The 12,674-nt window shown below is 53.1% G+C and carries 14 protein-coding genes; all 14 read right to left on the reverse strand.

Translation table 11 applies throughout. The features are described 5' to 3' along the window. Positions 1 to 12: 12 nt before the first annotated feature. The gene (locus tag JQ567_RS25625; protein ID WP_212441380.1) at positions 13 to 1,965 is read right to left on the reverse strand and encodes a hypothetical protein; all 1,953 of its coding nucleotides are present in this window, start codon (positions 1,963 to 1,965) and stop codon (positions 13 to 15) included. Continuing rightward, positions 1,962 to 3,506, reverse strand: coding sequence for a hypothetical protein (locus JQ567_RS25630; RefSeq protein WP_212441381.1), 1,545 nt, complete (start codon positions 3,504 to 3,506; stop codon positions 1,962 to 1,964). The genes JQ567_RS25625 and JQ567_RS25630 overlap by 4 nt, the downstream gene beginning before the upstream one ends. Positions 3,507 to 3,514: 8 nt before the next feature. Continuing rightward, positions 3,515 to 3,742 carry a hypothetical protein gene (locus JQ567_RS25635; RefSeq protein WP_212441382.1) on the reverse strand — a complete coding sequence of 76 codons (228 nt, stop codon included), beginning with the start codon at positions 3,740 to 3,742 and terminating at the stop codon, positions 3,515 to 3,517. A 3-nt stretch (positions 3,743 to 3,745) separates the two neighbouring features. After that, positions 3,746 to 4,051: a hypothetical protein gene (locus tag JQ567_RS25640; protein ID WP_212441383.1), complete on the reverse strand. Its 306-nt coding sequence runs from the start codon at positions 4,049 to 4,051 to the stop codon at positions 3,746 to 3,748. Beyond that, positions 4,048 to 5,604 (reverse strand): hypothetical protein, encoded by a 1,557-nt coding sequence (locus JQ567_RS25645; protein ID WP_212441384.1) that lies wholly within the window; start codon positions 5,602 to 5,604, stop codon positions 4,048 to 4,050. The genes JQ567_RS25640 and JQ567_RS25645 overlap by 4 nt, the downstream gene beginning before the upstream one ends. Next, positions 5,601 to 6,671, reverse strand: a complete 1,071-nt coding sequence (locus JQ567_RS25650) for a hypothetical protein (protein ID WP_212441385.1) — start codon at positions 6,669 to 6,671, stop codon at positions 5,601 to 5,603. The genes JQ567_RS25645 and JQ567_RS25650 overlap by 4 nt, the downstream gene beginning before the upstream one ends. A 191-nt stretch (positions 6,672 to 6,862) precedes the next feature. After that, a complete protein-coding gene (locus JQ567_RS25655; RefSeq protein ID WP_212441386.1) occupies positions 6,863 to 7,540 on the reverse strand; it encodes a hypothetical protein in 678 nt (225 codons plus the stop codon). 74 nt (positions 7,541 to 7,614) lie between these two features. Continuing rightward, a complete protein-coding gene (locus tag JQ567_RS25660; protein WP_212441387.1) occupies positions 7,615 to 8,376 on the reverse strand; it encodes a hypothetical protein in 762 nt (253 codons plus the stop codon). A 123-nt stretch (positions 8,377 to 8,499) separates the two neighbouring features. Continuing rightward, on the reverse strand, positions 8,500 to 9,081 hold the full coding sequence (locus JQ567_RS25665; protein WP_212441388.1) for a hypothetical protein: 582 nt from the start codon (positions 9,079 to 9,081) through the stop codon (positions 8,500 to 8,502). A gap of 76 nt (positions 9,082 to 9,157) precedes the next feature. Beyond that, positions 9,158 to 9,763 carry a collagen-like protein gene (locus JQ567_RS25670; RefSeq protein WP_212441389.1) on the reverse strand — a complete coding sequence of 202 codons (606 nt, stop codon included), beginning with the start codon at positions 9,761 to 9,763 and terminating at the stop codon, positions 9,158 to 9,160. Positions 9,764 to 9,871: 108 nt separating this feature from the next. Beyond that, positions 9,872 to 10,261 carry a hypothetical protein gene (locus JQ567_RS25675; RefSeq protein ID WP_212441390.1) on the reverse strand — a complete coding sequence of 130 codons (390 nt, stop codon included), beginning with the start codon at positions 10,259 to 10,261 and terminating at the stop codon, positions 9,872 to 9,874. Between the two features lie 17 nt (positions 10,262 to 10,278). Next, on the reverse strand, positions 10,279 to 10,584 hold the full coding sequence (locus JQ567_RS25680) for a hypothetical protein (protein ID WP_212441391.1): 306 nt from the start codon (positions 10,582 to 10,584) through the stop codon (positions 10,279 to 10,281). 11 nt (positions 10,585 to 10,595) lie between these two features. After that, a complete protein-coding gene (locus JQ567_RS25685; RefSeq protein WP_212441392.1) occupies positions 10,596 to 12,392 on the reverse strand; it encodes a hypothetical protein in 1,797 nt (598 codons plus the stop codon). Continuing rightward, on the reverse strand, positions 12,389 to 12,661 hold the full coding sequence (locus tag JQ567_RS25690) for a hypothetical protein (RefSeq protein ID WP_212441393.1): 273 nt from the start codon (positions 12,659 to 12,661) through the stop codon (positions 12,389 to 12,391). Before JQ567_RS25690 ends, JQ567_RS25685 begins: the two co-directional genes overlap by 4 nt. Positions 12,662 to 12,674: the final 13 nt, after the last annotated feature.

Here is a 12,674-nt window from a genome sequence, read left to right on the forward strand (position 1 = left end):
AGATAGAGTGAATTATCGCATGCGGTTAAACTCGCTTACGACAGCGCTCGCAGCGTCACGGATGTCGTCGATAGACATTTTGCTCCATCCGAGTTCGTCGATGAGGTCACCGCTTTCGATGAATACGTTGATGTCATCGCCTTCATTTGCGAGGCGACTGAGCTTCACGACTTTGCTTGGTGCGATTGTCTTCGCAATCTGTGCGGGGGTTTTCTTTGCCATTGGGTTGGCGATCTTGCCGCTCTGGTCTCTCCACGGGAGTTTTTTGACGTAATCCACGCCTTTTTGGATGATAGACTTTGGTGATGATACGGATGGACTGCTTGCTGGTGATGGGACTGGCTTCGCTTGCCCTAATTGTAGTGGTGGTGTAGCGTTTTCAGATATGTTCATCTTAGAGGTCGTATTCTTAGTCGGCTGCACCTTACTTGCGGGCTGGCTATTCAACAGGTCGCGTTGAGGCAGACTGTCCGCTGCATCGAACATCTTTTGAATAGCTCTGTTCGGGTTGTTGAGATACTTGTAGAACTCGGCGATGGCCTTCGATGCGACACCCGACGCGAACGATGCGGGATTTAGGGACAGAATACCGTTGACGATCTGACCGCCGCTGAGGATGTCAGTGAAATCAATGAGGCCTTTGACGTTCTTGCGTGCATCGCGGAGTGTCGCTTTCAATACATCACGCTCAATAGATTTGAGCGCACCGTATTCACCTTTCAATCCCTGATACCCAGAACCACCCGCGCTTTCAATCGCGTCATCGAGTGATGCACGGAGGTTGTTCACGATACCTGCGTCTATCGCTGCGCGGGATGCGGTGTCGTAGCTCGGATTGCGGTAATAGGCTTCAAGTGAGTTGTTGTAGTTTTGGATGATTGCCTGAGCGGTTTCGGTATCGAACTTCTTGTATCCCATTGGGCTGCCGTCAGCGAGATTGTTCTGTGCAAGACGCTGTTTCATGTCGAGCGCGTACTTGACCGCTTCAGGGTTCGAGAACGAGAGCGCTTCGTTGTTTGCCACTTCGTCGAGTACTTTTGCGAGCGGTTCTGTGCTGACGGTCGCTCCCTTTTCTCCTGCTGACTTTGCGAGGCTGTCGTACTTCGTGAAAATGGTCTTCTTCGTCTGCGTGATGGCGTCGGAGAGTTCTTGGAGGGTGCGTGGTGTCTGTCCAACAATGGTGTCTCCCGCCATATCGTTGAATTGGAGGTTATCTTTGTTGTTCTTGATGGTACGAACTGCCTGAACCACATCGCTGCGATAGCGGTCGAGTTTCGCGGGGGTCATCTTGGCATTGATGAGTGGCTTCACACCCTTCTCGTACTTCGTGAGGATGTTCGCTTCGATCTGTGCTTCAGATGTTTTCGTGAGGTTGTCTACAAAGGTCGATGCTTTGGCGGGAGCGACTTTCACTCCGCGTGCAATGGATGGCGTCGCAGCGAGACCCCCTGCGATGTTTCCGACATTCGCCGCTTCTTCTGCAAGACGTTGCCACTGAAGATCAGGAAGTGATGTGGCGAACTTTTGAAATGTCTTGGTATCGCTCGCACGGTTACTGAGGTCTTCGAGTGCTGTGCCAACTGGTTTGAATACAGGAGCAAGGGGAGAGAATGCAGTAGAGACTGCACCTGAGCCAACGTTGAGGATTGCATCGAGCTTGTCGCGTGAAGTGCCACCCTTCAACCCCTGCACACCACGCTTCACTTGGTCTACACCTGCATTGAATCCTTCCTTGATGTCGGCAGGGGCATTTGCAATAGCCTTCACACCGAGGCCAACTGCGGGAGCGTATGAGAGGGGATTGAGCGGCTTCTTTGCAACGGAGCCGATGGCGCTCCACGTCTTTGCGGCGACGGACTGTGGTGCAGCTTCGCCAACTGTTGAATATGACCCTTGTGGAAGGCTGTTGATGTTGAGGGGTGCTACCTCTTTGTATGAGCCTTTTGGAAGGTCGTTTATGTTCATGCTTCAGTCATGTTGCCCTGTGCGTCAACGTTGTATTTCTTACCGTTATAGATGACTTGCTTCGCTGGTGCGGAAGTCTGTGTAGGGGCTGATGCCTGACCACCAAATGCGGTCGGGTATCGTTCTCCAAAGTATTCTGCATAGGCATTCCCCGAGCTAACCCCGAGTGAGTTGAGTACCGCTGAACGTGCCGCCTGTTTACGGAGGAGCACTTCTTTGGTGTCACCGGGCTGGGCGAAGTAGGTCTTGCTGTCTGATTCGTATTCACCTGTAGGAATAGCTGCACCTGACTCCTTGCGGAGACGTGCTTCGGTGAACTGACGCTGAGCCTGTCGGTAAATTTGATTATTGGAACTCTGAAGAAAGTTCGGTGCGAATTGGAGTACCGCTTGATCTTTGAGCGACTTGCTCGCAATCCCTTCTTCGAGTGGTGCGATGGTTTCGAGAGCATCCTTGCCTCGAAGGTAGTAGCCGAGCACGGTCTTCTCTGCGCCTGTCGCCGCCTTCGCTGTGGGGTTCGCTGCTTCGGTATTCACTTTATTAGTCTGCGCCTTTGTGAGTGCGATGTCTGCTGCGATCTTCTCTGCGTCGAGGCCGTACCGCGCCCAGTCGATCTTTAGACTTTCTTTAGAGGCAAGGGTTTGCTGTCGCTTGTATTCGAGGTCAGCGAGCGCTGCGGCGGTTTCGTTCGGGTCGGTCTGGTACTTACCCATGAGGGAGTAAATCTTCGGGAGGTAGTCAGGGTCGGACGGGTCGAGTGCGAGGGCTTGATTGATCGCCATTTGTGCCCCTGCATCGTTGGGGAAGTTCTTTGTCGCTGCTGCGGCCATTGCCTGAGCGGTCTTATTGTCATCCTCCTGATTGTCGAGTGCTCGCTTGCGGTCTTCCTGCTGCTGAAGCTGTGCGGCTGCACGGTTCTTCTGCTCCAGTGAGTACTGGGGAGAGTTCATGATTAACTCTAAATTCTTTGTTTTTGCCGCGATCTGTTCACGCACAGGGTCAAAGCGCTGTTTCACCGCACGGTCTGCCATGTCCATTGCAGTCGTGAGGTTGCCTCGGGCTGCTTCCAACAATGAATTAGTGGAGAGGGCTTGGATGGCGTTGTTTCTGAGGGCTGCGGTCTGGTGTGGCTGGAGACCGCCAGCGGTGACGATTGCGCCGTTCTTCACCACGTCGTTCTGAAGCTGGAGTGGGATAGCAAGCGCTTCGTTCTTCAGTCCTGTGAGACGGGTCGAGAGGTCGTTCACCGTTTGATTGAGTCCTTCCACACCACGGGTCTTCTCTTCCGAGGCGCGTGCAGCGGATTCCCCATTTAACTCTGCGTAGAGTGCGGAGAGGCCTGTGGTTTCAGTCTGAGCGGTCTTTTCTAAGCCTGTCATTTCCATTAGCTGCGGCTGTCCGAGTGTTGGGACGGGATAGATCGGTGTTGGAGTCGGTGCTGAGTACGTCACCTGTGGGGTCGGAGCCATTGACGCTGAGGTGATGGCGTCGGTGTTCGGGCTTTCCTGCCATTTCTTATTGGGATTGACGTAAGGGGGCATGGTTTGTCTTATTTTAACACTAAAGCGAGTACGGCTACTAAGACGGCACCAATGATGATGCGGACACCCCATTTGATGTTGTCGTTGATCTGAGAAATATCGGCTTTCATTGAAAGGATGTCGTTACAGATGAGGGGAATACGCTTGACGAGAATGTTGGAGTCGCCATCGTGTGCAAATATCGCCTTCACCTCTTTGACGACCGCATCGGTAATATTTTTTGCTTGTTCATCCATACTCTACGCAGTCAGTCCTAAGTTGGTTAAAGCTGTTTTGATCTGCCCGATGGCAACCCGAGCGGAAATGTCGATAGCGTCGGTGTCTGATGTCCCCCCGCCTGAAGGAGCTGTAACGGCAGATTGGCGAACCACGGGTGTTTTGCCGTAAAAACCGAGCTTCTGAATAGTTTTGGTTCCGATTTTCGTACCACGGTCGGTGCCGAGTTCGACATCCATGAATAGTTTGTAGCGGTCAGGACCGACGAGCTGGTTGATGAGCCGTTCGAGGCGCTGCACCTGCTCTGTGAGGAGTTCAAATTCGTTCATATGAGCGATTCGAGCGTCTCGTATTTAAAGCCAAACGAGGTGATAATTGCCCCGCCTGTACTCTCTAGGCGAAATTCAAACTTACGACCGATAAGACCGTTGACGTTTATTTCACTGACGGTGGTCCCGTTTGTTGTTTCAGTGATGAGTGTTGTCCACGAACCTGAGAGCGAGCTATCTACGCGGTACTTCAGGGTAACAGTGGCGTCGTCTGGGAGAGGTAGGGTTGAGATGAAAGCTGTTTTGATCTGCTTCTTCTTCTCAGCGTCGATGGGGTCGATATTCGGGTTAATGAGACTCTCGTAGACCGATGTTGCTCCGTAGATGACAGCGAGGTTATTACCATTGGTGGTGTAGGTGAGTGTCCCTGCTGCGGTGTGACACATCGACACGAAATCCCCCGCGATAGATGCGGCGAGTACGCTGGTGTGGCTCCCGTTACTCGTTGCCATGCGCTCAATCTGCACGGCCCAGCGTCCTGACTTGGTACGTCCAACAGACCACAACCCGTAGTAGTCGGGGGCTGCACCGCCGTTGACCACGTCAATCGAGAAAAACAGACGGCCGTTGTAAACGAAGTTCACATGTGGATTGATGGAGCAGCTTGGTGCGGTGGCTGTCAGTCGGGTAGCAGAGATTTCTTTGATGAGGGTCGGTTCTGCGCCACCTGCCCACATTTTGATGAAAATTGAGTCGTGATCCTGCACTGAGCCTGTGGAATTGGAGGACATGCGGGAGACACCAACGAGTGCACCGTTGAGGTTGTTTAAGACTTTGAGCTGTCCTGCGCCCCACGGGATGATGTCGGAGACGGTCGCCAATGACGTATCACGGTCCCACAGAATGACGGAGGAGACGGTCGAGCTGCCGCCTTCACTTGCGGTCACCCCGATAGCGAGGAAGTCTCCGTAGTTGGTGAGCGAGTAGACGCGGTATCGCTTCGGGAGTTCGAGCGCAGTCAGCGCGACGCTGCCAAACGAGGTGGCATTTGGGCCAATACGTCCGATGAAGGTTTGTGTGGCGGTCTGGTACCCGAAATAGAGCATCTTATCCTTCGGATGCACGAAGCCTTGTGAAATGGTCGTAAAGGTCAACGCCTGACTGTCAGGTGAACTCCCGCCAGCGGGATTACCTGCGAACAGCAGATTCGTTGCAGCCCAGAACATGGAACGGACATTTCCCGCTTCAGGGTAGTCCACTAAGAACGCGGCGTCATCGTTTGCGCCTGATACGCGGAGTGCGGTCGATGCGGCCTGACTTGATACTTGTGTCCATACGTCGGATGCACCGTAGCCTTGTCGGTACCAGAGCCGAGCGAAGGTCGGGTTCGCGGCTTCAGTGCCGATGCCGTACATGATGCCGTCCGCTGCGGTGATGATGTTTTGAATGCTGGAATTGGTCGTACTCTCCGTGGTCATGCCTCGGAGCGGTTGGAGGCGCTTGGGATACGAGAGTACATCGAAGTGTTTGCACATCGAACACTCCCCACGCTGTCCATCGGTGTAGTCGTCAGCAAATCCACCATCGAAGTCTGCGATCTTGACGGTTTTCATGTGCGTTTCGCGACGAGGAGGCGCTTTATCCATCTGTTATTTGCGTCTGACGCACTGTACTGGATGGTGATTATAAAATTCAAAGCTGTGGTGCTGTCTTCCGAAGCAGTGCCGTCGCCCGTAGCGTAGATGACGTTGGCGGTCTCGGAAATGCCCCCGTGGAGGACGACATTGAATTTCTGTGTGCCTGTCGTTCCAGCAGAGCCAAGAAACATTTGTCCAAGAATACTTACGTAGTCGCGGGTCGCCCCGGGATTGATGACCACGGTCGCCACGGTCGTGCTCCCGTACTTGAACCGAATTGTCGCGGTTGCGGTGTTGATGATGGTGAGCTGCGAAGCGATTGTTCTGATGTCCACGACGCGAGACGTTCCAAGTGTATTCGCTGGAATTGCGACTGAGTAGACCGTTTCTTCAGCAGTGGACGATGCGCCAATACTGGCTTGTGTTGTGTCGTAGCTGATGACGGCAGTAGGGATGTTCGTGAGAGAACCAGCGTCAAGTGCTGGGAGTGCCGTTCCACTTGCGCGAACAATCTTTCCCGAACCCGCTGCACTTGATACGTCGTCAGCGGTTACATATTTGTTCGAGCTTGATGGCGTACCGCTCGTACCAACGAGGGCATCATTTTCACCTGTCGTGGGAACGCGCGGGTCGTTATCACCCACTGCGATAGGGTCAGATGCAGATGCAGGCGCAACAGAGACCTTGGTGACACCCTTGACGGTTGTGGACGCGTCTGCGGCAGAGGTTCCCGCATTCTCCCAGTGATCGGTGTCCCACGTCAGAATTTCGCCATTCGATGGCGCGGTGACAACAACATCGGTAAATCCAGTAGCGGTGAGTGTGTGCTTATGACCGGGGTTTACGCTCGCGGGGTTCTTCAGCTTGTAGTCGAGCGAGGTGGTGACTGCTGAGCTGTCCACCCCGACCTTCGCTTGGAGTGCTTCAATCGCATCATCTTCATTCGTGTGGTGCGTGACGTGACTTGGGACTGCAAGCGTATCGGTGGCTGTACCGCGTGTTGCATCAAGATTATCGAGTGAGGTCGGAAAGAGTGTAGTCATGAAGATTTCGGGAGATTTGTAAGGGATGTTGATGCTTTCGATGCATTACCCCACGCAGTCGCGGCGTTAACCCATGTAAATCGGGAGCTGTCCCATGTTGCCGTGGGATCAGCCCAGTGCGTAGCGTCAGCACGAACATTATTCGAGAATGTTGTGGCTGTCTGACTTTGGTTCGTGAACGTAGTCATAGATTAGCGGTGATTGATTCGTGCCATCGTCATACGTGCCGTGTCATCTTTATTGCGATGGCCGTAGTGTTTGACCAATTCCTTTTCTTTCCGGTCGATCTCAGCAAACAAAAGTGAAGCGTTCTGTTTCCCGTTGGCAATCGCAAAGTTGTATGCAACCCAGAGCGGAATGAGTTCATGGAAATGAGATGCAAAACCCGCCTCTTTCGTGGTGTCAGCCGTCGTGAAGTACGAAGCTCCACGCTGGTAGAAGAGCTTCAACGATGCTGCTTGGGAGTAGTTCGGTGTTGGGTAGAGCAATACAGATGAGCCGATGATGTCGTACTCGCGCGGTGCGCCCGCTGCCATGTTCTCTAGGGCTTCACCGTTGTAGTCTGCGGCATCCATTGGTTCGAGCGCGTACCATGTTCCTGCGCTGTCCTTCACATGCACGTCGAGGATTTTCAGGTGAGCGGTTGTGAGGGTGTAGTCCTGTTGTCCTGAGACGAGCGCTGCGGTTGCAATCGGTAAATCGGTGTTGTTGTTGTCTTCAAACTGCCAGCGGCCGTCAGCTTGGAGGATAAGCGACACCACACGATCAAGGGCGGTGTTCGCTTCAGCAGTCAAATCAGCAACGGGAAAGGATGAGCTGTTAGTCGCGGTGAGGAAGTAAACCTTATTTTTGATGTCAGTGAATTGCATGGTGATTTATGAGGTTGTTCTGAGAGCCGTTGCGACGGAAGCTCCCAGAACAGCCCCACAAAGGGGCTGTTGAGTTAGGCAACCAAGATGTCGAAGAGAACAGGAGCAGTCTTTGCCCATGCCTTGACCTTGATGTCGATGCGCGACGTGATGCCGACGCCCGATACGAGGCCCGGGTCCTTTTCGTCAACGACGATCTGACCGTAAGTTGCTCGCAAGATGCCGAGGTGTGCAACCTTCTTCACACCACCGAACAAGTGTCCTGCGGTGAGGAGGTTGGACTGGTAGTGGGTGACGCCCATGTAGTCGATGCCACCCTTCACCCCGTTCTTGAGTGCGTTGTCGGCTGTTGAGAAGCCGTTCGCCATCATGAATCGTGTGAGCTTCTCGAAGTCAGCAGGTCGCCAGACGATGAACGCACCATTGCGCTCAAGGAGAGATGAACCCTTTGCTTCGTGAATTTCACGGAGCATACCAGTGATAACTTCGTCAACATTCGTTTCCGAGATGTCGATGTTGCCAGCGGAACCGCCGATAGCTGCATTGTCGAAGTCAGTAAACTGTGCGTGCTGTGCGTAGATGTACGACTCAATCTTTTCATTGAGCATGACACCCATGTGGTCTGCCGACTCCATCTGCGAGACGTAACCAGACTGCGCGAGGTCTGCGCGGTCGATTACTTCTGAGATGAGGAATGAAGCGTCAATAACGACAGTTTCGTCAGTCTGTGCAACCGCTGCCGAGGTGTACGCCGTGTAACGCGTGAGGGTCTGAATAGACGCATCCGTGCGGTGCGGGTTGTGGAGTTCTCGCTTGTCGGAGATGTCCACCTTCATAAAGTCTTTCCACTTTACGACTTCGGACAATCGCTCCTGTACTTTCGCGGCGAAATCTTCCTTATAGATAATTGAAATAAGCCATTTCTTAGTGAGTATTGTCGCAACTCACATTCGAGAGACCTATGAAATCACTGACTGATCGGTGAACTGGTTTCGGTTTTTGATCTGTGCAGTACGAGCTGCAATGACTTTCCGTGCCAGTTCGGGATTGTTTGTTGGGAGTGACCCCGGAGTTCCGGGTTCTTTCGCCAAGTAGTAATCCACGTCATCCCGTGATTGCTGACCTGCGCGCTTGCCGTTCTGTGGAGCGGCGTCGCGTGCGGCTTTGGTATCTCGAAGGTCTTTGAGGTCGTTGAGGAAGTGCTTGTTTTCCATGATGTCGAGCAATTGCTTGCCGTTCCCCATGTACTCTTTCACGAGTGCCAGTTCGTCGCTTCCCTTGATGCCATCGGCTCGAAGGAGCGCCATCTGACCGTATGAGAGGTCGCCTTTCTTCTTCGGCTCCTCGTCTACGTCTTCTTCTGCATCCTCGTCCTTGAAGCCGTGCTTCTTGTCCAACCGCGCAAGTTCTCTCTTGAGGCGGGACCGCTTTGCTTCAGGGGTTTCGGGTGCTTTCTCAGTCTTCTGAGGGGTAGGTTCGACTTCAGTCTCTACCGTGTCGGTTTCAGTTGTCTCGACATCAACGTGTTCAACTTCTGACATATGTTGAGAAAAGTATTAGTCACTTTTAGGGAGTGAGAACCCGTTAACTCAGCTGTTCAAGCGACGCTGAAGAACGCTACTGGACCACTTCAAAGACTGCCTGACAGGTTCCAGCGGGGCTGAATGTACCGCCACTTGCTGAACCCATCTTCGCGACAATCCACTGGTTCGGACCGATGATCGCGGTGTACGTATCGAGCGCGGTTGAGGTTGCGTTGAGGACAACGTTCACTGACCCTGCGGCGAATGTCTCACGCGCGAGAACCGTCGTCGTAGAGAATGCGGTGAGTGATTTCGCGAGTTCTACGAGCGCGGCACTGGAGGTACTCGTTCTGAAGTAGACCGATGCTGACTTGAGTGTGGTTGTTGCAGCTGGTGTCTTGAATGCACAGACCGTCGTTGTTGCAGTCTGCAATGCGACACGGCGGTATTCCTGTGTCACACCGTTGACCGTGATGTATGCGGTTGAGAAGACCGAGCCAGCAGCGCCGAGTACGGTTCCTGCATCCTTGCCATCCTTGCCGTTCTTACCATCCACACCGTTGCGGCCTGCGATACCCTGTTCACCCTTCGGACCCTGTGCGCCCGTGTCACCCTTTGGACCGATGGCACCACTGTTATACGCAACGAGACATGCACCGATAGATGCGATGACTGCGAGTGCGATAAGGGAGTTTTTCATGTTATTTTTTTTTAGATTCCTTCTTTACTGGTAACTTTTCGACCTTCTGTACTTGCTCATGCTTGTCTATCAAGCGGGGGAGCTTCGATTTTTGTAGCGACATACGAATTAGTTAGTCTCAGTCACCGTAATGAGCTGAGTGGCATACGAATAAATTTTTAATGCGTCGCAACCATTCACGCCACCGTCATAATCGACGGTGGTGGATGCTGCTTGGAGGTGGCCGAATGAGCCTGTTGGTGTCTGACCGAACTTTTCGGTGAATGTAATCATGATTGGTGATGCTCCTGTCGTGATCTTGCGTGATGCACAGGTCGTCGTGCCGAATGCCTTGAATGCGGTAGTGCTGACCGTGAGGTTGGTGGTCGTCCCCACGGTTGCCCGAAGTCCTGCGGGTGCGGCTCCAACAACTCCTCGTGTGTTCACGCTGAAGATAGCAACTGCGGTGAGTGCGATCAGCACAATGAGTGCGGCGATAGTAACGTTTGATTTTGTCATAGCGTAATTATAACGCACTAGAGCGCGGGGTTTTTCGGCTTCTTTGTCTCTGCGGGCGCTTGGACTTCGTCGAGGCGATCAAATGCAGCCTTGAGGAAGTTCAGCCCGTGAATGGTGGCGCGAATCTCCTCCCCGATCTGCTCGTTGCTCTTAGGAAACTCATTGATGAAGGGGACGAACGCCCAGTTGCTTTCGTTAGGGGTCTTACCGCTCTGAATGGTCCCCTGCTCGTAAATCTGTGCAAGAAGCACCTTCTTTACGGCGTCACGCATCTGCTTATTGCTGGTAAAGGCGATGACAGAGGCTTGCTCTACGTCGCTCAAGTAATCATGGCTCATGCAACTGGTTGGCTAACTTGTAATGGTTGCTGCTGTGGTGGCTGCCCCTCCATAGGTGGCTGTGTCATTTGGTCCATAGCTGCCTTGCTCATGGCCGTAAAGCGGAAGGGAGAGAGACCACTGGCCTCTAACATGTCGTTGAATGACTCGGCTGCCCCCGGAATTTGCATGGTCATGACGAACCCTTGCGGGTTGGCGAAGATTTGCCGCCACACATTGCCGAGCTTGTCAGCCATGCCCGCGAGGTTCTTTTGCTTCCCTGCGATGTTCACATCAACGTCAACGGGCAGGTCTTTGAGATCATCCTTGAGGAGTTTGAAGAAGCGCTTTGACCCTCCTGCGGTCAGCCAGTCATCCTTGACCTTCTGTTTCAACTCTTCAGTGGCTTGCGGGTCGATGTCCCCACCACTCAATACAATCTCAGTCTCAAACTCGTGTGCCGCTTTCTTTGAAAGACAATCCGCGATGTACTGGAGTTCTTCGGTCGTACACTCTTCAACAAACTCCTGTTCGTCATTCATTTCCACCACAAGGTCGCCCAGTATCCAATCACGGTACTGCTCTCCTAAGTGGGTCGCGAGCTTTCCCTTGCGGTACTCATGCGGGCCTTTGCCTTGATACGTCACCAGTTCTTGGAGCTTGAACGGGGTGCCAGCGGTCGGGTTCTCTCCGAGCTGTGCGTCACTCGCTGAGCCGATGCCCTGTGCGTGTTCTTCCCATCGTATCGCCGCCTTCTCAAAGAGTGGAAAGTTGACGGCACTGTATTCAAATCCTTTCGCGGTCTTCCCTTCACCCACGACGAGCCACTCTCCGTTCTCCATGTCCGTGAGCTTGTTCTTTGCGGCAAAGGTTGCGTCATCGGTGACACCTAAGACCTTCGAGACTGCATCCAACATCCCTTGAATACGTATCTCGTCGTAGTTGGTCCACACCTGTGCCTCAAAGAGTTCTTCGATACCGCCAAACCCGCACGCACGGCCAAAGATCGGGTCACGCTTAACCGCCTTGTACTTCTTCGGGTCACCCTTACCGTGGTAGAGGGAGATACCTGTTTTGTCCCCGTTCTCTGCCGAGTAGTAGGTAATCATGTGGAACTGCTGGGTGTATTCGGTATCAGCACTCTCCGTGAGGTCAGCGTGTGGGTCGGTCTCCCATATCTTCGGGAGCATCCCGTCAAGTTCAAAGGCTTCGATGAACTTTCCGGGGGTTTTGTTGACGATGCCGTTGGCTGTCTTCTTTTCAGCACGGGCCTTCCAAATCACTTCGTCAATGTTCTTCCACTTCCCCTTAAACTCTTGAAGCTGTGCAGGGCTGTATTCATGGCGGATACAAATAGGCCCCGAGAGGACATCTGTTTGGTCACAGAAGGCAATGGACTGGAGCGGGACAACTTCAGGAGCGACTTTGTTGACGTGCTTGGAGAGCCAGAGGCCAAAGTCACAGTAACTTTCAACCCCTTCGTCAATGAAGGTATCGAGGTTGTGCTTCCGCGCCCACTTCGGATGGTACTTACGGGTGAGGAACGATTTGTAAAAGTTCTGACTGTCGTTCACGAACGGTTCAATGTCCTTCACGTCAAATCCAGTGGCGACGTGCTGCAACGTGATGATGCGACGAATGATGTTCTTGTACGGTCGTGTGCCGTCGTTGGCTCCCTCGGTGAACTTACTATCACGGTAGAGGGTTGAGCGTCGGATGTGGTCGTACATCGACCACTCGTATCCATCGGATACTGTTACCTTCCCCGTCTTGTAGTTGGCTTCTTCTGCGCGTACCCAGTCAAAGAGGTTCATTTCAAAAGGAGTTTAAGGTTCGTTCCTAAATGGGTCGCATACATGCGGTCTTTGAGGGTGCGACGAGCAAAGGCAGCACGACGCGTGAGGATGGAGGTTTTGCCATCGTGTTCGAGTTTGAAAATAGCGCGTGCGGTGAGCTTGGGGACATCGAGACCTAAGATCGCTTCGGTCAGATCATCAGCGGCAGAAATGTAATCCACGCGTGCCTGTGTGAGCGTGACAACGAATGCAGGGGTGGTCTTCTTGACCGCTTTTACTTTAGCCACAGACATATTCTAT

This window comes from Bradyrhizobium sp. AUGA SZCCT0431 (assembly GCF_018131065.1).
Lineage (GTDB): Bacteria > Pseudomonadota > Alphaproteobacteria > Rhizobiales > Xanthobacteraceae > Bradyrhizobium.